General features: G+C 70.8%; 20 protein-coding genes. 10 read left to right on the top strand and 10 right to left on the bottom strand.

Features of this window, described 5'->3' with window-relative positions:
- Positions 1 to 79 precede the first annotated feature (79 nt).
- Positions 80 to 1972, bottom strand: a complete 1893-nt coding sequence (locus ACYQ77_RS19045; protein ID WP_459713114.1) for a glycosyltransferase — start codon at positions 1970 to 1972, stop codon at positions 80 to 82.
- A 14-nt stretch (positions 1973 to 1986) separates the two neighbouring features.
- Positions 1987 to 3930, bottom strand: coding sequence for a glycosyltransferase (locus ACYQ77_RS19050; protein WP_459713116.1), 1944 nt, complete (start codon positions 3928 to 3930; stop codon positions 1987 to 1989).
- A 146-nt stretch (positions 3931 to 4076) separates the two neighbouring features.
- Between ACYQ77_RS19050 and ACYQ77_RS19055 the strand changes: the two genes are divergently transcribed.
- Positions 4077 to 5015 (top strand): NAD-dependent epimerase/dehydratase family protein, encoded by a 939-nt coding sequence (locus ACYQ77_RS19055; protein ID WP_459713118.1) that lies wholly within the window; start codon positions 4077 to 4079, stop codon positions 5013 to 5015.
- A gap of 4 nt (positions 5016 to 5019) precedes the next feature.
- On the opposite strand, the gene ACYQ77_RS19060 is transcribed toward ACYQ77_RS19055, so the two are convergent.
- Both ACYQ77_RS19060 and ACYQ77_RS19065 read right to left on the bottom strand, forming a co-directional pair.
- A complete protein-coding gene (locus tag ACYQ77_RS19060) occupies positions 5020 to 5391 on the bottom strand; it encodes a DUF2304 family protein (RefSeq protein WP_459713120.1) in 372 nt (123 codons plus the stop codon).
- Positions 5392 to 5398: 7 nt separating this feature from the next.
- Entirely contained in the window at positions 5399 to 6088 is a 690-nt protein-coding gene (locus ACYQ77_RS19065) for a glycosyltransferase family 2 protein (RefSeq protein ID WP_459713122.1), read from the bottom strand.
- Between the two features lie 153 nt (positions 6089 to 6241).
- On the opposite strand from ACYQ77_RS19065, the gene ACYQ77_RS19070 reads away from it, so the two are divergent.
- Genes ACYQ77_RS19070 through ACYQ77_RS19080 form a run of 3 tightly spaced genes read left to right on the top strand, consistent with a single transcriptional unit; the run spans position 6242 to position 8828 of the window.
- Positions 6242 to 7531 (top strand): nucleotide sugar dehydrogenase, encoded by a 1290-nt coding sequence (locus tag ACYQ77_RS19070; protein ID WP_459713124.1) that lies wholly within the window; start codon positions 6242 to 6244, stop codon positions 7529 to 7531.
- A 3-nt stretch (positions 7532 to 7534) separates the two neighbouring features.
- Positions 7535 to 8125 (top strand): acyltransferase, encoded by a 591-nt coding sequence (locus ACYQ77_RS19075; RefSeq protein WP_459713126.1) that lies wholly within the window; start codon positions 7535 to 7537, stop codon positions 8123 to 8125.
- 34 nt (positions 8126 to 8159) lie between these two features.
- Positions 8160 to 8828: a class I SAM-dependent methyltransferase gene (locus tag ACYQ77_RS19080; protein ID WP_459713128.1), complete on the top strand. Its 669-nt coding sequence runs from the start codon at positions 8160 to 8162 to the stop codon at positions 8826 to 8828.
- A gap of 690 nt (positions 8829 to 9518) precedes the next feature.
- Here the strand turns inward: ACYQ77_RS19080 and ACYQ77_RS19085 are convergent.
- The 4 genes from ACYQ77_RS19085 to ACYQ77_RS19100 form a co-directional block, all read right to left on the bottom strand.
- Positions 9519 to 10997 (bottom strand): lipopolysaccharide biosynthesis protein, encoded by a 1479-nt coding sequence (locus ACYQ77_RS19085; RefSeq protein WP_459713130.1) that lies wholly within the window; start codon positions 10995 to 10997, stop codon positions 9519 to 9521.
- 2 nt (positions 10998 to 10999) lie between these two features.
- Positions 11000 to 12007 (bottom strand): glycosyltransferase family protein, encoded by a 1008-nt coding sequence (locus tag ACYQ77_RS19090; RefSeq protein ID WP_459713132.1) that lies wholly within the window; start codon positions 12005 to 12007, stop codon positions 11000 to 11002.
- Complete coding sequence (locus tag ACYQ77_RS19095) at positions 12004 to 13155, bottom strand: glycosyltransferase family protein (protein ID WP_459713134.1); 1152 nt, start codon at positions 13153 to 13155, stop codon at positions 12004 to 12006. The genes ACYQ77_RS19090 and ACYQ77_RS19095 overlap by 4 nt, the downstream gene beginning before the upstream one ends.
- Positions 13156 to 13510: 355 nt before the next feature.
- Positions 13511 to 13819 carry a hypothetical protein gene (locus ACYQ77_RS19100; RefSeq protein ID WP_459713135.1) on the bottom strand — a complete coding sequence of 103 codons (309 nt, stop codon included), beginning with the start codon at positions 13817 to 13819 and terminating at the stop codon, positions 13511 to 13513.
- Between the two features lie 541 nt (positions 13820 to 14360).
- Between ACYQ77_RS19100 and ACYQ77_RS19105 the strand changes: the two genes are divergently transcribed.
- The 4 genes from ACYQ77_RS19105 (at position 14361) to ACYQ77_RS19120 (ending at position 18136) form a co-directional block, all read left to right on the top strand.
- Positions 14361 to 15452: a DegT/DnrJ/EryC1/StrS family aminotransferase gene (locus tag ACYQ77_RS19105; RefSeq protein ID WP_459713137.1), complete on the top strand. Its 1092-nt coding sequence runs from the start codon at positions 14361 to 14363 to the stop codon at positions 15450 to 15452.
- A gap of 1 nt (position 15453) precedes the next feature.
- The gene (locus tag ACYQ77_RS19110; protein WP_459713139.1) at positions 15454 to 16431 is read left to right on the top strand and encodes a Gfo/Idh/MocA family protein; all 978 of its coding nucleotides are present in this window, start codon (positions 15454 to 15456) and stop codon (positions 16429 to 16431) included.
- A complete protein-coding gene (locus ACYQ77_RS19115; RefSeq protein ID WP_459713141.1) occupies positions 16428 to 17561 on the top strand; it encodes a glycosyltransferase family 4 protein in 1134 nt (377 codons plus the stop codon). Before ACYQ77_RS19110 ends, ACYQ77_RS19115 begins: the two co-directional genes overlap by 4 nt.
- Positions 17562 to 17824: 263 nt before the next feature.
- The gene (locus tag ACYQ77_RS19120) at positions 17825 to 18136 is read left to right on the top strand and encodes a hypothetical protein (protein WP_459713143.1); all 312 of its coding nucleotides are present in this window, start codon (positions 17825 to 17827) and stop codon (positions 18134 to 18136) included.
- Between the two features lie 99 nt (positions 18137 to 18235).
- Here ACYQ77_RS19120 and wecB read toward each other — a convergent pair whose 3' ends face one another.
- Positions 18236 to 19291: a non-hydrolyzing UDP-N-acetylglucosamine 2-epimerase gene (wecB, locus tag ACYQ77_RS19125; protein WP_459713145.1), complete on the bottom strand. Its 1056-nt coding sequence runs from the start codon at positions 19289 to 19291 to the stop codon at positions 18236 to 18238.
- A 165-nt stretch (positions 19292 to 19456) separates the two neighbouring features.
- Here wecB and ACYQ77_RS19130 point away from each other — a divergent pair, with 165 nt between their 5' ends.
- Both ACYQ77_RS19130 and ACYQ77_RS19135 read left to right on the top strand, forming a co-directional pair.
- Entirely contained in the window at positions 19457 to 21436 is a 1980-nt protein-coding gene (locus ACYQ77_RS19130; RefSeq protein ID WP_459713147.1) for a DUF6541 family protein, read from the top strand.
- A 22-nt stretch (positions 21437 to 21458) separates the two neighbouring features.
- Positions 21459 to 22100 carry a class I SAM-dependent methyltransferase gene (locus tag ACYQ77_RS19135; protein ID WP_459713149.1) on the top strand — a complete coding sequence of 214 codons (642 nt, stop codon included), beginning with the start codon at positions 21459 to 21461 and terminating at the stop codon, positions 22098 to 22100.
- Positions 22101 to 22146: 46 nt separating this feature from the next.
- On the opposite strand, the gene ACYQ77_RS19140 is transcribed toward ACYQ77_RS19135, so the two are convergent.
- The gene (locus ACYQ77_RS19140) at positions 22147 to 24639 is read right to left on the bottom strand and encodes an RCC1-like domain-containing protein (protein WP_459713151.1); all 2493 of its coding nucleotides are present in this window, start codon (positions 24637 to 24639) and stop codon (positions 22147 to 22149) included.
- Positions 24640 to 24644: the final 5 nt, after the last annotated feature.

Consider the following 24644-nt stretch of genomic DNA (forward strand, 5'->3'; position numbering starts at 1 on the left):
TCCCCCAGAACTCGAAAAACGCCGTGGTCCAGCGTTTCCACGTCTGGGAAGACGTCCGGGGGCGGGCCCGGGTTGCGGGCTAGTCCTGGAAGGCCTTCCGCCAGGACACGGTCGACGTCAGCTCCGGCAGGGCCGCCTTGTACTGCTCGACCAGCGCGGGCCACTCGGCGATCAACCGCCGGTAGGTCTGCGTGGTCCGCACCGCCAGCTCGCGGAACACCTTCGGGTCGCGGCGGCGGAACGCCACTCCGCTGCCGTCGGCGTTGGACACGGTCGCGCTGTCGAGGTTGCCCAGCAGGAACCACAGCGCGTTGTTCGCGGGCAGGTTGACCTGCGGCCGGTCCGCGGCCTCCGGGTTCGGCGAGCGCAGGTTGTGGACCAGCGCCTTGCCCGCCCGCAGCGCGATCTTCGCCGGGTGGACCGGCGGGTGCAGCATCTGCTCCGCCTTCACCATGTCGAAGCTCGGCGGCGGGAACTCCCGCGCGGACGGCAGGAACTGCGCGTCCGTGTACTGCTTGCGCACGGCCTGGACCTCGGGCAGCGCGGTGCCGAGCTTGTCGAACAGGCGGTCGGGGCCCGCCATGAAGTCCTCGAGGGCCTTCAGTTCCAGCGCCGCGGTCGAGTACTCCATCGACAGCAGCCGCCGGACCGCGGACCGCGCGCCCTGCTTGAGCAGCGTCTTGCGCATGTCGTACGGGCTGTGCAGCGCGGCCATGATGAGCCGGTTGCGCAGGTGGAAGTAGACGGTCCAGTCCTTGGTGTCGTTCTTGTCGGTCCACGGCTCGTGCCACACCGCGGAGCCCGGCAGGGTCACGGTCGGCATGTCGTGCGCCAGCGCGCGCAGCGAGTACTCCGCGTCGTCGCACTTGATGAACAGCGGCAGCGGCAGGCCGACCTTCTCGACCACCTCGCGCGGGAACAGGCACATCCACCAGCCGTTGTAGGTGGCGTCGATGCGCTTGTGCAGCGCCCGGGTCTCGCGCAGCGAGCCTGCGCCGAAGTCGTGGTCGGTGATGGCGCCCGGCGCCGCCCGCCACACGCACGTGGCCAGGTCGACGACCTCGCCCATGGTGTGCAGGCGGGACTTGGCCTGCAGGTTCAGCATCTGGCTGCCGACGATCACCGGCTTGGCCGCCGCGCGGGCGAACATGTTGGAGCGCAGGATCGAGTCCGGCTCCAGCGCGATGTCGTCGTCCATCAGCAGGATCTGGTCGACCGTGCCCGGCTTGGTGTGCTCGATCGACTCGAACAGCGCGCGGGTGAAGCCGCCGGAGCCGCCGAGGTTGCCCTGCTCGATGATCGAGAGGCGCTCGCCGAGCGCGGCCTTCACCTCCTCGTACCGCTCGTGCTCGCGGATCTTCTTCGGGCCCTGGTCGGCGACGTAGACCTTGGCGATCACGTCGAGCACCGCCGGGTCCTCGGCCAGCGCGAGCAGCGAGACGACGCAGTCGTCGAGGCGGTTGAACGTGGTGGTGCCGACCGCGAGCCGCTTCACCGGGATCGGCTCGTCGGACAGCCACACCGCCTCGGACACGGTCAGCTCGACGTTCTCGGTGAACACGTCGAACCACAGCCAGCCGCCGTCCTCGAACGGCTTGAGCGTGGTGCGGAACTCGAAGGTCTCCCAGTCCTGCTCGGCGTGCACGGGCGCGCCGGTCAGGTGGACGATGTCGCCGTTCGGCTTCGAGCGGTACAGCTCGATCCGGCCGGCGCCCTTCATCCGCACCCGCAGGGTCACGTCGGTGACCGTCGTCCAGCGCTTCCAGTAGCTCGCCGGGAACGCGTTGAAGTACGAGGCGAACGAGACCCTGGCCGACGGCGGGATGACCACCTCGCGCCGGGACGAGACGTGGCTGTGCACGTTCTCCGGCTCGTCGAGGTACAGCGGTCGCACGTCGAGCGGGTCGCGGTCGCGGGGCAGGATCACCCGCTGCAGCACCCGGTCGGTCTCGGGGGTCGCCTGCTCGGCCACGGTTAGCTCCTCACTCACAGGTCGTACAGGCGACGCCAGTTGTCCCGGCTGACCAGCTCCGGCACCGCGGCCCGGTACTCCGCACGCAGGCGCGGCAGCTCGGACACCAGCCGCCGGGCGACACGAGCGGCGTCCTTGGCGAGCTTGATGGTCATCTCCCGGTCGCGCTTGCGCAGGCGCACGCCCTCCTGGGAGCCGTCGGTGACGATGGCCGTGTCGAACTGGGAGAGGTGCCACCAGGTGGCGTCCTTGCGGTTCACGGCGCCGAGCTGGTGCACGGTGCGGCCCATGGCCAGGTAGATCAGGCGCTTCAGCATCACCAGGCGGGTCATGCTGGGCTTCGGGCCGGCCTGCACCATCGGCACGGAACCGGACTTCAGGCCCGGCACCTCACCCGCCGGGTGCATGACCGTGTCCGGGTACTCGGCGCGGATCCGGCGGATCTCCTTCGCCGCGGCCTGGCCGCCGTCGTGCAGGAACGCCGGGCCTTCGAGGAAGTCCTCCATGGCCTTGATCAGGGTGGCGGCGAGGCCGTACTCCATGGACAGCAGGTTGCGGGTGATCCGCGAGATCAGCACCCGGGCGGACTGCTTGGGGTCGGTCTCGGAGTGCAGCGTGGAGACGATCAGCGCGTTGCGGACGGCGAAGTACTCGTTCCACTTGTCCGCGTCCTTCCAGTCGAAGTCCGCGTGCCACAGGCCGGCGCCCGGCAGGGTCACGGTGGCGTAGCCGCGGGCCCTGGCCCGGTACCCGTACTCGACGTCGTCCCACTGGAAGAACAGCGGCAGCGGCAGGCCGATCTCGGCGATCACCTCGGCCGGGATCAGGCACGACCACCAGGCGTTGTAGTCGGCGTCGACCCTGCGGTCGCCGCGGTTGATCATGCCGGTCGGCACGCCGTCCTCGTCGACCTCCTCGGCGAGCAGGTCGACGTCGTCCAGCGCGCCCTTCACGACCTGGCCGGGCACCAGCCGGGCGAAGTCGGCGTACTCGGCGCCCGCGAGCAGCACGGTCGGGTGCAGCAGCCGCAGCATCTGGCCGCCGACCAGCGTCGGCTCGGTGGTGCGGTTGGCGAACGCGGTCAGCCGGATCGCGATCTCCGGCTCGCACAGCACGTCGTCGTCCATGAGCAGCACGTTCGCGCCGTCGGCGCCCTGCTCGGTGACCTCGTACATGCCGCGGCCGAAACCGCCCGCGCCGCCGAGGTTGGGCTGCTGGATGTAGCGGAGCCGGTTGCCGAGCGTCCGCTGGATCTCCGGGAACGCGTCCCGGGAGGAGACGGTGTCGGTGCCCTGGTCGACGACGTAGATGGCGTCGAGGACGGCGAGGCTCTCCGGGTCGCGGCCGAGCGACTGGAGCGTGCGCGTGCAGTCGTCCGCGCGGTTGAACGTGCAGATCACCACGGCGGTGTTGCGGAGCTTCTCCGGCGCGGCGACGGTCCACCGCAGCCGCTCCACCGCCAGTTCCTCGTCACCGGTGGTGATCTCGACCCACAGGAACCCGCCGTCGACGAACTTGTCGAGCGCGGCGGTCAGCGTCAGCGACTCGCTCCGCAGCCCGGACAGGTCGCGGGCGGCGACCACGCGGGTCTCCCCCGCGGGGTCGGACGCGACCAGCGACACGCGGCCGGAGCCGGTCAGCGTCAGCTCGACGTCGACCTGGCCGACCACGGTCCAGCGCTGCCAGTAGCTCGCCGGGAAGCGGCCGAAGTAGGTGTCGGTGGTGACCGAGGAGCCCGCGTGCACGAGCAGCCGCTGCCGCTCGCGCACCGCGCTGCCGTGCTCGATCTGGAGGTACAGGTCGTCCGGGCACACCGGGTCGGGCCCGCGGAACAGCCCGCGCTGCGCGACGAGGCGACCGCTCGGTTCCCGCACCGCTGACCTGGGTTCCGCCGCCGTGTGGCCCTCGGGCTGGACGGTCGCGGCGGCTTCGCCGGTTGTCGAGCTGCTACCGGGCATTCGAGTCCAGACCTCCACGAGGGGCACGGCGACTGTCGGTGAGCCAGCGTACCTGCCACCACGATTCGATCACCTTGAGGTCACGACGGTGGCGCTCGCCCGCCGGATATGATGTGACGTCCAAGATCTTCTGAAGGGGAGACGCCGTGCGCGCACTCGTCACCGGCGGCGCCGGCTTCATCGGCTCGACCCTGGTGGATCGGCTCGTACGGGACGGGCACGAGGTCACGGTCGTCGACGACCTGTCCCGCGGCACCCGCGCGAACCTCGCCGAGGCGCAGGAGTCCGGCCGCCTCCACCTGCGTGAGCTGAGCATCACCGACCCCGCGCTGGCCGGCGTGGTCGCCGAGGCGGCCCCCGAGGTCGTGTTCCACCTGGCCGCGCAGATCGACGTCCGCAGCAGCGTGGCCGACCCGCTCGACGACGCGAACCGCAACGTGCTCGGCACGATCGCGGTCGCGGAGGCGTCCCGCAAGGCGGGTGTGCGGAAGGTCGTGCTGGCGTCCTCCGGCGGCTCCATCTACGGCACGCCGGAGGACCTGCCGGTCGCCGAGACCGCGCCGCTGCACCCGAAGGCCCCGTACGCGGCGAGCAAGATCGCCGCCGAGGTGTACCTGAACACCTACCGCGAGCTGTACGGCCTCGACTGCACCCACCTGGCGCCCGCGAACGTGTACGGCCCGCGCCAGAACCCGCACGGCGAGGCGGGCGTGGTCGCCATCTTCGCGAACGCCCTGCTCACCGGCCGCCCGACCACGCTGTTCGGCGACGGCGGCAACACCCGCGACTACGTGTACGTCGGTGACGTGGTGGCCGCGTTCGTGGCCGCGGCGGGCGAGGTCGGCGGCGGCAAGCGCTACAACATCGGCACCGGCGTGCAGACCTCCGACCGCGAGCTGCACACGCTGGTCGCGAAGGCCGCCAACGCAGGCGACGAACCGGTGTTCGCCCCGGCCCGCCTCGGCGACCTGCGCGCATCGGCCCTGGACGCCACCGCCGCGACCGCCGACCTCGGCTGGCGCCCGGAGGTCACCCTGGAAGAGGGCATCCGCAGGACGGTCGACTACTTCCGCAAGCAGCTCTGAGGGGTCAGGAAGCCTGCTGGTCGGCGTCCCCGGACTCGGTGGGGTGGGCCGACGGCGGCTCGGCGCTGCGGATGGCGATCGCGCGGGCGAGCCGGGCGTAGCGCAGCTCCAGCTCCTTGAACCGCAGGTACGTGTTGATGGTGGCGAACGCGAAGGCGACCACCAGCCCGTACAGCACGAGGTCGGTACCACGGCCGACGCCGATGACCTGCGCCAGGCGGCTGACCTCGGCGGGCAGCAGCACCGCGAGCACGCCGAACACCATGAACAGCGCGAAACCGATCTTCACGCCCGCGCCGGCGAGGGTGGTGCCGTGGTGCCGCAGGAACGTCACCAACAGGATGAGCACGGCCAGGATGAGCAGGAACTGGATCATCGCGCGTTCACCTCCTGGCGTTCGTGCGCAGCACGGTGTCGAACATGATGTTCACGCCGTTGATCAGGGACTGGCCTTTGGCCATCGAGTACTCGGTGTACTGGATGGTCACCCGCTCCTCGGCGACCCGCCAGCGCTCGCGCACGATCATCTCCACGATCTGCGACGCGTGGCCCATGCCGTTGAGCGTGATGTTCATGTCGTCGGCGACCTTCTTGTTGAACACGCGAAGGCCGTTGTGCGCGTCGGACAGGTTCAGCTTGCGCAGCCGCGGCGACAGCGCGACCACCGTCTTCAGCACCAGTCGCTTGAGGAACGGGATGTGCTCGGTGTTCCCGTGGAACCGGGTGCCGACCAGGATGTCCAGCGGCTCGTCGCGCAGGCGCTGCACCATCCGCTCCACGTCGGACACGAGGTGCTGGCCGTCGGAGTCGAACGTGGCGAAGTACTGCGCGCCGGGCTGTGACCTCGCGTACTCGACGCCGGTCTGGATCGCCGCGCCCTGGCCGAGGTTCACCGGGTGCCGCACGAGGTGGGCGCCGGTGCGGCGGATCTGCTCGGCGGAGTTGTCCCTGCTGCCGTCGTCGACGCACACGATGTTCGGGAACACCCGCAGCGCGTCGTTGATGACCTCGGCGACGACGGGGCCCTCGTTGTACACGGGTACCACCAGCCACACGTCACGCTGGTCCGCCACGTCGCCTCCTGATGCCCGCCAGATCGCGCCGACCAGACTACCGGCGGGCCGGGCAGGGGCAGCACAGGGTGACGTTAGGCTGCAACCGCATTCGCGACTGTGCCGGATGTTCGCTCCGCGAGCTCCGCGAATCCAGGAAAAGGGACTGTCTCGGTGAAGATTGCTGTCATCGCGCTCGGGAAGATCGGCCTGCCGCTCGCCGTGCAGTTCGCGTCGAAGGGCCACGAAGTGGTCGGCGTCGACGTGAACGCCGACGTGGTGGACCTGGTGAACAAGGGCGTCGAGCCGTTCCCGGGTGAGGCGGAGCTGCAGGACAGGCTCTCGGCGCTGGTCCCCTCCGGCGCGCTGCGCGCCACCACCGACTACGCCGACGCGGTACCCGGCGCCGACGCCGTCGTGCTGGTCGTGCCGCTGTTCGTGGACGACGAGGCCCGGCCGGACTTCGGCTGGATGGACGCGGCCACCAAGGAGCTGGCCCGCCACCTCACCAAGGGCACGCTCGTCTCCTACGAGACCACGCTGCCCGTCGGCACCACCCGCACCCGGTGGAAGCCGATGCTGGAGGAGGGCTCGGGCCTGACCGAGGGCACCGACTTCCACCTGGTGTTCTCCCCCGAGCGGGTGCTGACCGGCCGCGTGTTCGCCGACCTGCGCAAGTACCCGAAGCTGATCGGCGGCCTGTCCGAGGCGGGCGCCGCCAAGGCCCGCGAGTTCTACGAGGCCGTGCTCGACTTCGACGAGCGGCCCGACCTCGAACGCGGCAACGGCGTGTGGGACCTGGGTTCCGCCGAGGCCAGCGAGATGGCGAAGCTCGCCGAGACCACCTACCGCGACGTGAACATCGGCCTCGCGAACCAGTTCGCCCGGTTCGCCGCCACCGCGGGCATCGACATCTACCAGGTGATCGAGGCGTCGAACTCCCAGCCGTACAGCCACATCCACCGGCCGGGCATCGCCGTCGGCGGGCACTGCATCCCGGTGTACCCGCGGCTGTACCTGTGGAACGACCCGGAGGCGACGGTCGTGCGCGCGGCCCGCGAGGCCAACGCGGGCATGCCGGACTACACCGTCGGCCTGCTGGAGGGCGCGCACGGCGACCTGTCCGGGCAGCGCGTGGCCGTGCTGGGCGCCGCGTACCGCGGTGGGGTGAAGGAGACCGCGTTCTCCGGCGTGTTCGCCACCGTGCGGGCGTTGACGGACCGGGGCGCGACCGTGCTGGTCCACGACCCGATGTACACCGACGAGGAGCTGGCCAAGCTCGGCTTCGACGCCTACCACCTCGGTGAGAAGGTCGACGCCGCCGTCGTGCAGGCCGACCACGCCGAGTACCGGACGCTGTCGCCCGCCGACCTGCCCGGCATCACCACGTTCGTCGACGGCCGCCGCGTCAGCTCCGCGGACGCCTGGCCGGGCGTCACCTACCGCGTCATCGGGAAGGCCTGAACCATGTCATTCGTCGCGGACAGCGCCGACGTCGCGGACAGCGCGAAGCTCGGCGACGGCACGAAGGTCTGGCACCTGGCGCAGGTGCGCGAGGACGCCACCCTCGGCGCGAACTGCATCGTCGGCCGGGGCGCGTACATCGGCACCGGCGTGGTGATGGGCGACAACTGCAAGGTCCAGAACCACGCGCTGGTGTACGAGCCGGCGAAGCTCGCGGACGGCGTGTTCGTCGGGCCGGCGGTCGTGTTCACCAACGACACCTACCCGCGCGCGGTGAACCCGGACGGCAGCCTGAAGAGCGCGTCGGACTGGGAGGCCGTCGGGGTGACGGTCGAGCAGGGCGCCGCGATCGGCGCGCGCTCGGTGTGCGTCGCGCCGGTGACGATCGGCGCGTGGTCCACGGTCGCCGCGGGTGCCGTGGTCACCAAGGACGTGCCTGCGTTCGCGCTCGTCGCCGGCGTGCCGGCCCGCCGCATCGGCTGGGTCGGCAAGGCCGGTGCGCCGCTGCGCCAGGAGGGTGACCACTGGGTGTGCCCGCTGACCGGCGCCACTTACACGGAACGTGACGGAGCGCTGACGCCCGACGCCGAGTGATGATCGACACGGCGCTCCACTATCGTCTCCTGGCGTGAGCAGCCTTCGATCCGTCCTGACCACGTTGAGCAAGAACCCGCTGGTGCTCCAGGTGCGCAAGCGCACCTTCAAGGGGACCACCACCTACTGGGAAGAGCGATACGCCAAGGGCGGCACCTCCGGCGCCGGGTCCTACGGCCGCGAGGCCGAGTGGAAGGCCGAGATCGTCAACGACTGGGTCGCCGAACTCGGCGTCACGTCGGTGGTCGACCTCGGCTGCGGCGACGGCAACCAGCTGGGGCTCGCGAAGTACCCCCGCTACCTGGGCCTCGACCCGTCGGCCACCGCGGTGCGCCTGTGCATGAAGCGCTTCCGCGACGACCCGACGAAGAGCTTCATCGCCTACGACCCGTCCGCCCTGGCGGACCCGGCGGGCTGGCTGCGCGGCGACCTCGCGCTGTCCATGGAGGTCATCTTCCACCTGGTCGAGGAAGAGCTGTTCGAGAACTACATGACCCGGCTCTTCGAGAGCGCCGACCGGTACGTGGTGATCTGCAGCAACACCACGGTCGACGACGAGCAGGTCTCCCACGAACGGCACCGCGACTTCACCAAGTGGATCGAGCGGAACCGCCCGGAGTGGGAACTCGACCGCCGCGTCGAACCGCCGTCGGACGTCACGATGATGTCGTCGTTCTTCCTCTACAAGAAGAAGGCCGCCTGACGCTCGACGTCGGCGCACCCACGCGATCCGCGTGAGGAGGCGGTCCAGCTCTTGGCCGGGAACGCCCGGACTGGGCCGCCGTTGTTTCGCGACCGCGGGAACCGAGGGGTTCGCTGTTGCCGAGCAGCCCGACGCGCGCCGCCCGGACCGGTCCGCCGCTGTTCGTGGAGCCGCGGACCGCCACAACCACTCCCGCGAACGCCGCCCTCGACACGGCCCGCCGCCGCGGTGCGCCCTCTTTGCTAACGCGCGACCGTGGGTCCGCTGTTGCCGAGCAGAGCCTGACGCACCCCGTCGCGACGCGAGAAGGTTCGTGGCGTCAACGAGCCGTGGCTCAGCATCGACGCAACCTCGAATCGGCAACCTCGCGACCGCGGCGCAGCCGCGAGCACGCCGCAGTGTGTGAAAGGGCGATCCGGTTCCTGGCCGGAAACACCGGGACCGGGCCGCCGCTGTCGTGGAGTCGCGGACCGCGGGAACGGAGGCGTTTGCCGCTGCCGAGCGCAGCCCGATGCGCCAACAAGGTTCGTGCCATCGACGAGCCGTGTCACCGTCGGCTCAGCCCCGGGATCCGGCAGCCTGGCGACCGCGGCGCACGCCTCAGTGCTTGAGAAAGGGCGATCCAGTTCCCGGCCGAAACGCCCGGATCGGGCCGCCGCTGCGGAGCCGCGACCCGCCACCTGGCGTGGTTCAGCGTCGGCGCAGCCCCGGGATCGGTAGCCTCGCGACCTCGGCTCGGTTGACGAGCCACCAGAACGCGAGGAAGCCGACCACGAACACCGGGTCGAGGAGCAGCGGCAGGTCGGCGAGGTGCTGGGCGACGACCATCGCGGTCGCGACGGCGACGCCCAGCGCCACCTTCCCGAACACGACGCTCCACCGGTGGCCGTCCATGCGCCACACCCTGGCGATCGGCACCGCGGCGATGGTGATCGTGCCGCACAGGTAGCCGATCGCGACGCCGTACGTGCCGAAGCGCGGTGCGAGCACGAGCCACGCGGCCACCCCGACGACCATGCCGACGACGCTCGAGATCATGTTGATCATCATGCCCCGGCGTGAGCGGGTGTTCAGCGCGCTCACCGACGCGACGCACAGGTTCGTCGCGAGCACCGCGACCACCAGCACCGGCAGCAGCTTCTCCGCACCCGCGAACGCCGGGCCCCACACCACGGTGACGATCAACCTGCTGCACACCATGATCGAGCAGAAGATCGCCACCATCGTCACGGCGAGGCCCCGCGTGGCGCGGTCGGTCTGCGCGCGGAACGCGTCGTGGTCGCCGCGGCCGAACGCCTCCGACAGCGACGGCAGCAGCACCAACGTCAGCGACGCCGCCAACAGCGACGCCGGGGTGGCGAGCGCGATCGCCGACGCGTACTGACCGGCGTCCGTGTCGCCCGCGGCGAGCTTCGCGGTGACCTGCGACAGCTGCAGGAAGCCGGTGCTGGCGAGCGAGCCGATCGCGCCGAGCACGACGAACCCGTCCAGTTCCCGCCGCCGCGCCCGGTCGGCGCGGCCGCCGGCCCCGTACGGCCAGCCTGCCAGCGTGTACAGGCCGTAGGTGAGCACGAGCGGGATCACCAGCGCGGTGTCCCGCACCCCCGCCAGCAGCAGGACGACGAGGCAGCCGAGGCCGAGCACCACGCTCGTGACGTCCCACATGGTCGCGCGCAGCACCTGCCCGGCGCCGAACTGCACGCCGCGGGTGAAGCTGTAGCCGGAGTACGCGATGGTCAGCGCGGCCACGCTCAGCGCGCCCTGCCACGAACCGCCGTCGACCAGCACCCACAGCGGGATGGCCACCCCGCCGAGGAGCAGCCCGGTCTGCATGGTGCGCATCCGCAGGTGCGCGGCGGTGGACCGCAGCTCGTCCGGTTTGTCCGCGCCGCGGGCACGCGCGAGGAACATCGACGCCGCGCTGCCGGTCGTGGTCGGCCACAGCAGCGCCAGCGTCAGCGACATGGCGATGGCGGACGCGACCTCGCCGAGCACGGTCTTGCCCGCGATGTGGCCGACCAGGAAGGAGGTGGCGAACCGCAGGATGCCCTGGGCGATCAGCCCGGCCGTGCTGTAGACGCCGCCGCGCGCGAGGGTGGTGGTGATCGGCCGGTCAAGCCGCACCGGGCGCAGCATCCGGCCCAGCGGTCCCCGCTGCTTCTCGGTCACGGTCACCTGCGGGCCGCCACGACGTCGCGGTGCACCGCGGCGACGGTGTCCACGGCCTGCTCGATGCCGTGCTGGTCCCGTGTCCACTTGCGGGTGCCGTCCGCGTCGTGCGGCTCGGACCCGTCGAGCAGGGCCGCGACCGCCGCCACCGCGTCCGCGACGCTGCCGCCGCGCACCGGCGGCCGCACGTCGTCGTACAGCGGCATCGGCACGGCGATGACCAGCGGCGCGCCCGTGGCCAGGGCTTCGAGCTCGCTGGCGCCGAGCATGCCGGTCGACTGCCCGATCACCACGTGCGCCTCGGACAGCAGCTTCATGTAGTCGGCGTGGTCGCCGCGCGGCAACAGCCGCACGCCCGCCGCCGCGGCCTCGGCGGCCTGGGGACCCCAGTCGATGCCCAGCACGTCCGCGCGGTCGCCGAGCGCCTCGACCAGCGCACGCGCCACCACGAGCTGGCCGGCGTCGGTGTGCGCGCCGTCCTTGTCCGGCGACCACCGGGACGCGAACACCACGCGCGGCCGGCCGTCGGCTGGCCGCCACGGCTGGGCCGCGTCCACGTCGACGGGCACCGGCAGGTAGACGGCGTCCGCGCGGTGCGGCAGGACGTGCTCGGCGAGGTCGGGCGTGGCGTAGAACACCGCCTCCGCGTCCCGCAGCCCGTCGCGGATGCTGCGCTGCCGGGCGGGGTCGTACTGCGCGACGCGCACATCGGTGCCGTGGCAGTGCACGACGTACCGGGGCGCGCCGAGCCGGGAGTGCGCCAGCGTGGACGCGGAGTGGACGTGGACGATGTCGTGGCGGCGTGCCTGCACGCGCAGCCGGGCCACCCAGGCGCCGCCGATGGCGGCGCGCCTGGCCTTGCCGGTGATGCCGCGCCACTCCTGCGCGGGCGCCGCCTTCGGCAGGTAGTGCCAGACGTACCCGCGCCTGGTCGCCTCGACGATCATGTTCTGCGCGGTGAACGCGGCGTCGTTGACGTGCAGGACGGACGGTTGCGGCACGTCGCTCACGGCAGCAGCTTCCGCACTGCCTCGCGGATCACGGCCGTGTCCTCGGCGGAGTTGAGCACCTTGGCGGCACGGTCGGCGTTCTGCTTGAACACGCGCACGTCGTCCTCGGTGATCGCGGCGAGCGTGTCCCGCATGGCGGCGGCGTCGAAGCCGGGCGCGACGGCGCCCAGCTCGTGCTCGTTGATCAGCCGGTCGGTCTCCGGGGACGAGTTGAACACCACCGCCAGCCGCGCCTGCACGTAGTCGAAGATCTTGTTGGGCAGCATGAGCCGGTGGTTCGGGGTGAGCGGCGGCAGGCTGAAGATCCCGATGTCGTAGGCGTTGAGCGTGTCCACGAGCTCGTGGGGGCGCACCGGCGGGTGCAGCGTGATCCTCGGGTCGTCGCCGATCAGCTCACGCAGCGTGCCGAGGTACTTGCCGTCGTCGCGGGCGGGCACCAGGTAGAGGTCGAGCGTGAACTTCTCCGGCAGCTCGTGCACGGCCTGGATCAGCGCCTCGATGTTGCGCCCCGGCACGGCGCCACCGCTGTGGACGAGCCGGATGCGGCCGTCCCGCACCTCGCTCGGCTGCACGTCGCGGTAGGGGCCGGTGTTGCGCACCGTGCGCAGCTCGACGCCGAACCGGTCGTGGTAGAGCTTGCCGATGGAGTCGTTGACCACGAGGCGGCCCGACATCTTCGGCAGGTACTTGGCGCACTGGTGGAACATGAACGGCTTCACCAGCAGGCGCCAGACCAGCACGTGCGCCCGCTCTTCCGGTGCCCACTCGTGCATGTCCGCGAGCACCGGCGCGCCCTTCGCCACGTGGTGCGCGACCCCCATGGAGCGGCCCTCGTTGGCGACCACGAGGTCGAACTTCCGGTCGCCGACCAGGCGGATCACCTCGCGCATGGCGGGCGCGCTCAACTCGACCTTGTCGTAGCGGCGCAACGCGAGCAGCGCCACACCGGACGGCGTCTGCGGCAACGACGGCAGGCTCTCGTCCACGGCGAGGTGGTCGGCGGCCCCGGGCGGCTTCGTCCCGTACGCGACGGTCGTCACGTCGCCGAACTCGGCGAGCACCTCGATCTGCCGCAGCACCCGGGCGTCCCGGTTGATGTCGGAGAAGGAGACACAGAGGATGCTCGGCCGCCCCGTACCTTCGGACATGGCTCGGCAGCCTAACCGGCACACCTCTCCGCGATCCCATCGGCCTGAGCGGTCACGCACCGGACCTCGGCTTTCCCGCCGAGCGAAGATCGATTCGAACCGACGGTTGCCCCGTTCGGTCGATTTCCGGCAAGAACACCAGTCGGTTAGCATTCAAAAGCACGCTTTTGGCGTTCTGGGGAGAACTGTAAGCGCTCGATTCGCCGACCCGTTCCACCACAAGTGGAGCGCATATCGGCCTGCACATAATCATGGAGGTCCTCGTGAAGCGCGTTTTCACCCTGGCCGTGACCGTCGTGGCCGCTCTTCTTTTGTCAGCAGGGGTCGCATCCGCCGCGAGCGGTGTGTGGAGACCCTACGGCAACACCAATCCGATCACCTCGAGTTCCAGCACGTGGCATTGCGCCGCCAGCCAGACCATCGGGACCAACGTGGTGGCACAGGTCTGCGCGGTCCGGTCGGCGAGCGGCGGGAGCGTGCAGGGAGCGGTGGTCGTGCGGAACAACAACGCCGGCACGTACAGCGTGGAAGCGGGTATGGACCTGGTCACGTCGTCCAACGTCGACCTCGGCCTGTGGATCTGCCCGGCGTCCGGGGTCGGCGCCCATTCGTGGTCGGTGTGCTTCGGCAGCACCGTCACCCAGAGCAGCCCCGGTGGACTCATCCGGTTTCGCCAACGGTGTTGGCCTCGGCATCTCGCCGTACGTCTGAGCCACCGCCGGGGAAACACCCGATTCTGATTTCTCGCCTGGTCATCGACGCGCCCGTTTTGTGTCAACCACGTTCGTGGGCCGCGCATTGATCCGGAGCCACACATTTTTCTGAAAACGCCCCCAGGGAGATCCATGTTCAAATACAGAAGGCTGTTTGGCGGCACGACGCAGATGGCACCCTGCGAACTGTCCAGGTGAACGGCGTGGAGCGGCAGAAATACCCGCCGTCGGTGCAGAACCTCTGCCTGGCCGTCTGACCAGGCAGGGGCGGTCCGCGTGGGGAGACAGGCGTCACTCAGAACGGAGAGCCACGACTCGTCACGTGGTGTCCTGTCTCCCTGGCGCGGCCCACCAGCGCGCCCTGAGCACGGCGTTCGCCGCCATGACCTCGGTGGAACCGCCTATACCAGACCCAACACCCTGGCGACAGATCGAATCCGTCGCCAAATACAGTGGCTCCGACGTATCCCCGGACCTAACCACGGGAGAGTTGTGAGCAAGGAGTTCATACCGGCCGCCAAGCCGATCATCGGCGACGAGGAGCGGGCGGCGGTCGACGCCGTGCTCCGCTCCGGCATGCTGGCACAGGGTGCCGAGGTCGCCGAGTTCGAGAAGGAGTTCAGCGCCGAGCTGCTCGACGGCCGCCCCGTGGTCGCGGTCAACTCGGGCACGGCGGGTCTGCACCTCGGGCTGCTGGCCGCGGGCGTCGGCCCGGGTGACGAGGTCATCGTGCCGTCGTTCACCTTCGCCGCCACCGCCAACTCGGTCGCGCTGACCGGCGCGACGCCGGTGTTCGCCGACATCGAGCTCGAGCACTACTGCCTCGACCCGGCGAGCGTCGCGAGCAAGGTCACCGAGCGCACCAAGGGCATCATGCCGGTGCACCTGTACGGCCACCCCGCGAACATGTCCGCGCTGCGGGCGATCGCCGACGAGCACGGCCTCGCGCTCTACGAGGACGCCGCGCAGGCGCACGGTGCGAGCATCGACGGCGAGAAGGTCGGCACCTTCGGCGCGTTCGCGATGTTCAGCCTCTACCCGACGAAGAACATGACGTCCGGTGAGGGCGGCATGATCTCCACCGGCGACGCCGACCGCGAGCGCACCCTGCGCCTGCTGCGCAACCAGGGCATGCTCAAGCAGTACGAGAACGAGATCGTCGGCTTCAACGCCCGCATGACCAACCTGCACGCCGCCATCGGCCGGGTGCAGCTGAAGAAGGTCGGCGGCTGGACCGAGCAGCGGCAGGCCAACGCCCGGTACTTCGACCAGCACCTCTCCGGCGTCGGCGTGCCCGCGGTCGCGGACGGCGCCACGCACGTCTACCACCAGTACACGATCACGGTGGCCGACGACCGCGACGGTTTCGTCGCGGCGCTGAAGGAAGAGCACCAGATCGGGTCCGGCGTCTACTACCCGATCCCGAACCACCGCCTCGAGTCCTTCCGGCGCACCGAGGAGCTGCCGAACACCGAGCAGGCGGCCAAGACCGTCGTCTCGCTGCCGGTGCACCCGTCGCTGGACGACGAGGACCGGGACCGGATCGTGCACGCGGTGAACACCCTCGCCAAGGCAGGTGCCTGAGATGACCGATCTTCGCGTTGGCCTCATCGGCCTCGGCATGATGGGCCGCCACCACGCTCGCGTCGTCCGCGAGGTCGACGGGCTGGAGCTGGTCGCGGTCGCGGACGCCACCGGCGACCCGCACGGCGTGGCGGGCGGGCTGCCCGTGCTGCGTGACGTGCACGAGCTGATCAAGGCCGGCATCGACGCGGCCGTGGTCGCGGTGCCGACCGGCATGCACGAGGAGGTCGGCCTCGCGCTGGCCGAGGCGGGCGTGCACACGCTCATCGAGAAGCCGATCGCGCACAGCGTCGAGGCCGGTGAGCGCCTCGTGAAGGCGTTCGCGGACGGCGGTGTGGTCGGCGCGGTCGGGCACATCGAGCGGTACAACCCGGCACTGCAGTCGCTGCGCGCGCGGATGGCGAACGGCGACCTCGGCGACATCTACCAGATCGCCACCCGCCGGCAGGGCCCGTTCCCGGCCCGCATCGCCGACGTCGGCGTGGTCAAGGACCTCGCGACCCACGACATCGACCTGACCGCGTGGCTCGCGCAGTCCGAGTACCTGACCGTGTCGGCGCAGGTCGCGCTGCGGTCGGGCCGCCCGCACGAGGACCTGGTGGCCGCCACCGGCCGCCTCGCGAACGGCACGGTCACCAACCACCTGGTGAACTGGCTGTCGCCGATGAAGGAGCGCCTGACGGTCGTGACCGGCGAGAAGGGCGCGTTCGTCGCGGACACCCTGACCGCCGACCTCACCTTCTACGCCAACGGCGTGGTCACCACCGAGTGGGACTCCGTCGCGAACTTCCGCGGCGTGTCCGAGGGTGACGTGACCCGCTTCGCGATCCAGAAGCGCGAGCCGCTGCGCGTGGAGCACGAGAAGTTCCGCGACGCGATCCTCGGCCGCGACCTGGACATCGTCACGCTGCAGGAGGGGCAGAACACGCTGCGCACGGCGGAGCAGCTGCTCGCCAGCTCGGCGGTGGTCCCGGCATGAAGGTCGTCATCGTGACCCGGTTGTTCGCGCCGGAGGTGGCCGCGGCCGCGTTCCGGTTGAAGGCCCTGGCCGACGGCCTGGCCGCGGCGGGCCACCAGATCACGGTGCTCACGACGAAGCCGCCGAAGGGCACGGCCACGCAGGACTTCCCGGACTACCGGGTCCTGCGCTGGCCGGTGCTGCGCGACGCGGGCGGCAACGTCCGCGGCTACGTGCAGTACGCGAGCTTCGACTTCCCGATGGTGCCCCGGCTGCTGTTCCGGTCGGCGGACGTGGTGGTCTCCGAGCCGCCGCCCACCACCGGGGCCCTCGCGGCGCTGGCGTGCCTGGTGCGCCGCAAGCCGCTGTTCTACTACGCGGCGGACATCTGGTCCGACGCGGTGGCGGCCATCGACGCGCCCGGTTTCGTCACGAAGGTGATGCGTGCGTTCGAGCAGTTCGCGCTGCGCCGGGCGCGCGGGGTCATCGCGGTGTCCGACGGCGTCGCGGAACGGGCCCGTGCGCTGGGCGCCCGCAACGTCGAGGTGATCGCGAACGGCGTGGACACCGCGCAGTTCCAGCCGGTCGCCGGTGCGACCGGCGAGGAGCCGTACTTCGTCTACACCGGCACGATGTCGGAGTGGCAGGGCTGCGAGGTGTTCGTGCAGGCCATGCCGCTGGTGCGGGAGAAGCACCCGACGGCACGGCTGCGGTTCTTCGGCCAGGGCTCGGCGGAGCCCGCACTGCGCGAGCTGGCGGCGAAGATCGCGCCGGACGCCGTGGCGTTCGGCGGCGTCGTGCCACCGGCGGACGCGGCCCGCTGGCTCTCCGGCGCGTCGGGTGCGCTGGTCAGCATCGTGCCGGGCAAGGGCTACGACTTCGCCAAGCCGACGAAGATCTACGCGGCGGCCGCGTGCGGCACGCCGGTGCTGTTCGCCGGTGTCGGCGCGAGCGCGGAGCTGATCGAGGAGAACAAGCTCGGCTCGGTCGCGGCCTACACCCCGGCGGACGTGGCGGCGAAGATGATCGCCATGCTCGACGGGGAACGCCCGGACAGCGCACACCTCGTCGAGTGGGTCCGCGAGAACGCGTCCCTGGCGACGACGGGCCGCCTGGCCGCGGCCTGGATCACGGAGCACGCGCGCCGCTGACAGTCACCGCCGTCGAACCCGTCCCGAACCGCCTGGCACCTTACGTGACCAGGCGGTTCGTGCTTTACGCCTGAACAACGGTGCGCACGTGGTCCGAGCTGGGCCGATCGGGTGGTCTGCAGCGTGCACGCTCGGTTGCCGTGGGTGTTGCCCGGCATCCTGGGCCCGAGGCGGCTCACCGATCGGGAGGGCACAGATGACCAGCAGACGCATCTGGCTGGACGTGCCGTACAGCGAGAAGGACGTGCCGAACCTGTTGCCAGGTGAAGACCGCGCATTCGGCTCCGGGTCGCCCTGAAGATCGCGAAATCAAGCGGTGGCTGGAAGCTCACGAACGACGGTTCTTCGACGACGCCACGACCACACAGGTGCTGCGGCGCCTGATCGTTGTGTGTTCCGACTGTCACCGCACGACACATGTCGGGTACGCGCAGGTCAAAGGCGAGGAACGGCAGGCGTTCGACCACCTCGTCGCGGTCACCGGTATGACCGCGGACCAGGCTCGCGCACACCTCGACAACGCCTTCGCGACATGGCGGCGCGCCGGTCCGCCCGCGACTGGCACCTCGACCTGACCGTGCTCACGACAGTGGGCATCGCGTTGGCCAGGCCGCCGGAGGCGGGCAAACGTCGTGATGTCGCCGCCAGAAGGCTGAACCCCGGGGCGGAGCGCCTCAGGCGCTGAGGAGCGCGTCCACCGTCGCCTGCGCGGCGTGGCCCGTGCCGTACGGGGCCGCGTCGGTCGCGGCGGGTCGCGGGCGTTCCACGATCCCCGGCAGTGCCGCAAAGTCGGTGTTCACCAGCACGTTCCAGCCGAGGTCGACGGTCTCCACCCACTCGGTCTCCGGCCGGATGGTGGTGCACGGCACACGCAGCAGGAACGCCTCCTTCTGCAGCCCGCCGGAGTCGGTGATCACGCCCGCGCTGTGCTGCACGGCGTTCACCAGCTCCGGGTAGCCGACCGGCGTCGACAGCGTGATCGAGCCCGGGTCGAGCGTGATCCCGTGCTTCTCGGCGAGGTGGCGCAGGCGCGGGTGCGCGAGCAGCACCACCGGCTTGCCGACCTTGGAGATGCCCTCGACGATGGCCCGCAGCCGCTCGGGATCGTCGGTGTTGTCGGGGCGGTGGATGGTGGCCACGTAGTAGTCGCCCGGCTCGACCGGCACGGACAGCTTCACCGGGGTGCCCGCGACCTTGTCCCTGGTCTCGAACAGCACGTCGGTCATCACGTCCCCGACCAGCACGCTGCGTGCCGCGAGCCCCTCGGTGGCGAGGTGGTCCATCGCCACCTGGGTGGGCGCGAGCAGCAGGTCGGCGGCGTGGTCGGTGAGCACCCGGTTGTGCTCCTCCGGCATCCGCCGGTTGAACGACCGCAGGCCCGCCTCCAGGTGCGCGACCGGCACGTGCAGCTTCACCGCGGCGAGCGCGGCGGCCAGCGTCGAGTTCGTGTCGCCGTACACCAGCACCCAGTCGGGCGCGGTGTCCTGGATGATCTTCTCCAGCCCGGCGAGCATCGCGCCGGTCTGCTCACCGTGCCCGCCGGACCCGATGCCGAGGTTGTACTCGGGCTCGGGGATGCCGAGGTCGGTGAAGAACGCCCCGCTCATGTCGTGGTCGTAGTGCTGGCCCGTGTGGGCGATCAGGTGGTCCGCCCGTCCTCGCATGGCACGCGCGACCGGCGCCAGCTTGACGAACTGAGGACGGGCTCCGACGACGCTCAGCACTCGCACAGCGAGGCAGTCTAACGAGGACCGTCACCAGCCCCGACGCCCGCGTCCGACGCGTGAAACAGGTTGGTAATCTGCCCGTGCTCCGAGCTGGTTCGCCCTGCGTACGCGCACCGGGGCCCCTCGTGTTCGAGCCCGTCAGCACGCCGTGCGAAGGAGCACACACACATGAGTTGGTGGCAGCTGGCCCCAGCCGTCATCGTCACCGCCGCCATGGTCTTCCTGCCCGGCTACGTGGTCGTCCGCTGCTGGCGGGTGAGCGGTCTGGTGGCGGTCGGCGTCGCCGCGCCGTTGTCGATCAGCCTGATGGCGGTCGTCGCGGTGCTCGCGAAGATGGCCGGTCTGCGGTGGAGCGTGTACCCGGTGCTCGGCACGGCGGTGGTGCTCGCGCTCGCCGGGCTGGTGTACCGCCTGCTCACGCGCGGCCGCCGCAGGCCGCACGCCACGAAGCCGCTGCGGTCGCGGTGGCACCTGCTGGTGCACCTCGGCGCGCTGCTGATCCCGGCCGTGCTCCTGATCCGCGGCCTGACCAGGATGATCGGCGGCCCGGAGAACTTCTCGCAGACCTACGACAACGTCTTCCACCTCAACGCGATCCGCTTCATCCTCGAGACCGGTTCCGGGTCGTCGCTGACGCTCGGCGGGATGTACAGCAACGGCGCGCGGCCCGCCACGTACCCGGCGGCGTGGCACGACCTGGTGAGCCTCGTCGTGCAGGTGACCGGGGTGTCGCTGCCGGAGGCGATCAACGCGGTGACGCTGGTGGTCGGCGCGCTGGTGTGGCCGATCGGCGCCATCTTCTTCACCACCCGCCTCACCGGCATGCGGCCGGTGCCGGTGCTGTTCGCCGGCGCGCTGTCGGCGACGTTCGGGGCGTTCCCGTACCTGATGACCGACTTCGGCGTGCTGTACCCGTTCTTCATGTCGATCGCGCTGCTGCCCGCGGGCCTCGCGCTGGTCGCCATGTCGACCGGCGTCGGCGTCCGCGGCGGCACGCCGCGGTGGATGTCGATGGCACTGCTCGTGGCGGTCGTGCCGAGCATCGCGCTCGCCCACCCGAGCACCCTGCTGGTGCTGCTGCTGCTCGCGCTCCCCATCCTCGTCGTCACGCTGGTGCGCTACCGCCGCCGCGTGAAGGCCATCGGCCGGGCCGCCGAGGTGCGGTACTGGCTCGGCGTGGTGCTGATGCTCGCGTACGTGGTCGTGGGCGTCGTGATCTGGAAGCGGGCGCGGCCCAGCGCGAACGGCTGGTGGCCGCCGATCGAGACGATCCCGCAGGCGGTCGGCAAGGTGATCGCCGCCGGGTTCTCCTTCCAGGGGCCGACGTGGGTCGTGTTCCTGCTGACGCTGGTCGCGATCGGGCTGATCATGCGCAGGCAGGTGGCGCTGTGGCTGGTCGGCATGTACGTGATCGCCGCAGGCCTGTACGTGGTGGTCGCGGCCGCGCCCGTCGGCCGGTTCCGCGACTTCATCACCGGGGTCTGGTACAACGACCCGTTCCGCCTGGCCGGCCAGCTGCCGGTGATCATCGTGGTCGTGGCGACGGTCGCCGCGACCTGGCTGTACACGGTCGTGCTGGACCGGCTGGCCGCCCGCAGGCCGTCGTTCGACAAGCTGCGCAACACCCCGGGCGCCGGCCCGGTCGCCGCGGTGACGGCGTTCGTGGTGGCCGCCGCGATGGCGGTCGCGGGCCAGTACAGCTCGGTGAACTACGAGGTCGTGCGCGGCCAGTCGACGTACTCGCTGCACGGGGACTCGATCGTGGTCTCCACCGACGAGCTGAAGCTCATGGAACGGCTCGACGACGAGATCCCGCCGGGCGACTCGATCATCGGCAACCCGTGGACCGGCACCGCGCTCGCGTACGCGTTCTCCGGCAGGCGGATGCTGACGCCGCACGTCGGCGGCACCATCCCGCCGGACATCAAGTACGTGATGGACAACCTCGACGACGTCGAGGACGACCCGAAGGTGTGCGACATCGTCCGCGACCTGCACGCGTACTGGGTCCTGGACTTCGACGGCAGGCAGGTGCACGACCGGCACGTCCGGTTCGACGGCCTCGACTCGCTGTTCACCAACCCGGGCGTCGACGAGGTCGACCACGAGGGGCTGCGGGCGCGGCTGTACCGCATCACCGCCTGCTGAACGCTGGCACTACCCTCGCCGCATGGGTTTCGGTTCAGCAGTCCGGCACAGGCTCGGCCGTTTCGAGATCCCGGCGGCCGACGCGTACCGCAACCGGTTCATCGACCTGGACTCGCTCGCGACGACGCTGGCGAGCCTCACCACCGCCAAGCGGACCCTGGAGATCGGCAGCGGTGACGGCACGTTCGGCCAGCGGCTGGTGCGGGCGTTCCCGGACGCCACGTACGTCGGCATCGACGTGGCCCCGAACCCCGGCCGCCTCTACCGCGGCGACCCGGCCCGCGCCACGTTCCGGTCGATCACGTCGAGCGACTTCATCGCGGAGCACCCGGCGCCGTTCGACCTGGTGACCATCGTCGACGTGGTGCACCACGTACCGGAGGAGCTGCGCGTCCCGATCCTCACCGACGCGGCGAAGCTCACCGCGCCGGGCGGCATGGTGGCCGTGAAGGACTGGGAACGCGGCAAGGGCATCGCCCACCTCATGGCCTACACCGCGGACCGCTACGTCTCCGGCGACAAGACCGTCCGCTTCCCGGCCCGCGACGAGCTCCAGGCGATGATCGCCGACGGCCTGCCGGAGTTCTCCGTCGTGTGCGAGGCGCGGATCCCGCCGCGCCGCAACAACGTCCTGTACGCGCTGCGCAGGACCGCCGAGATGTGAAAAGGCGCGCCCGTCGCCGGGCGCGCCTTTTCGTTGTCCTACCGGGTCAGCTCACCGCGTAGGCCGTGGCGAGACCCGCGCCGATCGCCGTCGCGCCGGTCAACCCGGGCACCTGCGTCGGCACGTCGGCCGGGGACCACTGGCCGCCGAGCTGGCCGCGGCTGTTGAGGCCCCACGTCCACACGGAACCGTCCGAGCGGCGCGCCATGGCGAACGCGTCACCCGCGGCGAGGTCGACCACGTCGGTCAGCCCGGTGACCGGGCCCGGCGTGCTGCGCACGCAGTCGGGCACCGTCGCGTCCACGCAGTTGACACCGGTCGTGCCGTTGCCGAGCTGCCCCGCGGCGTTGTAGCCCCACGACTGCACGGTGCCGTCCGCCATCAGCGCGTACGTCGCCGTCGTGCCACCGGTCACGATCTTGCTGACCCCGGTGAGCCCCGGGATCTGGACCGGCGACAGCTTCATGCAGTTCGTGGCGAGCGGGTTGTCGTAGCAGGCCGGGCCACCGGCGGTGCCGATGCCCAGCTCACCCTCGGCGTTGAAGCCCCACGTCCACACGGTGCCGTCCGACTTCACGGCGAACACCGCGTTGTAGGTGGCGGCGATCGAGACGACGCCGGTCAGGCCGGGCACCTGGATCGGCGTCACCGCACGGCACCCCGGGCCCACCGGCATGGTGTCGCAGCCGGTGCCGTAGGCGCCGTTGCCCAGCGAGCCGCCGTTGGCGCCCCACGCCCACACCGTGCCGTTCGCGCGCAGCGCGAACGTGGTGAGGTAGCCGGCCGCGACCTGCTGGACGTCGCTCGGGATGTTCACCGCGACCGGCGCGTTGCGCTGGTTCACGCTGCCGTCGCCCAGCTCGCCGTTGCCGTTGTGGCCCCACGCCCACAGCTTGTTGTTGTTGTCGAGCGCGTAGGCGCTGAAGCCGCCGGACGAGATCTGCCGGATGTTCGTCAGCGAACCGACGCGCACCGGCACGGTCGACAGCCCCCACGGGGTGTTGTTGCCGAGCTGCTGCAGCCCGTTGGAACCCCAGGCCCACACGGTCCCGTCGCCCCGCAGGCCGTAGCCGTTGTCGATGCTGCCGGAGACCGCGGTGTACCCGCTGCCGCCGTCGACCCTGCCGGGCTCGCCCGAGTAGCCGCCGGTGGTGCCGACGCCGAGCTGGCCGTTGGAGTTGGTGCCCCACGAGCGGACGCACGCACTGCCGCACGCGGCGGGCGGCGGCGCGAAGTAGCCCGCCACGTCGACGATCACGTCGACGACGCCGGTGTTGTTGCGCATCCAGATCTCACGGCCGGGGCCGAGCGCCACGACCGCCATGTTGGCCGCGGTCTGCGCCTTCGCGAGGTTGATGTTCGACGCGTTGGGCCTGCTCGCGCCGCCCGGCCACGCCGTGACGAACGTCGAGGCCGACGGTGCGGTGCCGGTCAGGTTGAACACGAGCGAGGTCGCCGACGGGGGCACCTCGGTCGTGAACTCGAAGACCGCGGTCTCGCCCTGGTACAGCGGCTCGCCGTACCTCGTGTCGTACACCCGGTACGGGTACATCTGGTAGAAGGGGTTGCCCCGGTCCGTGGCGTAGTAGCCCGCGAGGTCGACCACCAGGTGCGTGTTGCCCGAGTTGTTGTGCAGCGTGATGCTGCGGTTGGTGCCCAGCGCGACCGTCACCAGGTTCGGCGTGATCTGCCCCGGCACCAGGTTCAGGCTCGACGCGAGCGGCCGCGACTGGCCCGTCGGGTAGGCGGTGACGACGGTGCTGAGCGTCGCGCTCGCGCCGGTCAGGTTGAACGTGACGGCGGTGGCCGTCTCCGGCACGCGCGAGGACAGGTTGATGGTCCGCGTCTGCCCCGGACCGAGCGCACCGCCCGACACGCGGGTGTCGAGCACGCGGGTCGGCGCCATCGACGTGAACCGCGCGCCGGTCGCGGGTGCGTAGTACCCGGCGAGGTCGGCCACGAGGTGGACGTTGCCGGAGTTGTTGCGCAGCTGGATCTTGCGGTCCGGGCCGAGCGCGACGGTGGCCGCGTTGGCGCGGATCTCCTTGGCGCGCAGGTTGAGCGTCGACGCGATCGGCCGCGGCTCGCCGGACGGCCAGACGTTGATCACAGTGGACACCGACGGCTGCACACCGGTCACGTTCAGCACCACGGCGGTGGCGTTCTCGGGCACCCGCGACGACAGGTCGACCGTGATGACCCCGCCGCCCGGCACCGCGCCCGCGGGCACGCCCGTGCCGTAGCGGGTGTCCAGCACCCGGGTCGGCGTCATCGACGTGAACGCCGAGCCACCGGAACCGACGGCGGCCGCTTCCGGTGCGGCCGCTGCCGTCCTCGCCCGCGGCGCGGCCGTCGTCGCGGAGCCCAGCCCCACGCTCTTGCGAGCCTCCGCGATGGTCATGACGTCCACGCTGTCGGTGCTCGCCGCGACCGGTGCCTGCTCGACCGGTGCGGCAGGCTCGGCCGAAGCCGTGCCCTGCGTGCCGAGCAGGGTGACCGCGGCCACCCCGATCAGCAGTGTGTTTCTCTTACGCCCCAACGAAT

This window comes from Actinophytocola sp. KF-1 (assembly GCF_054661535.1).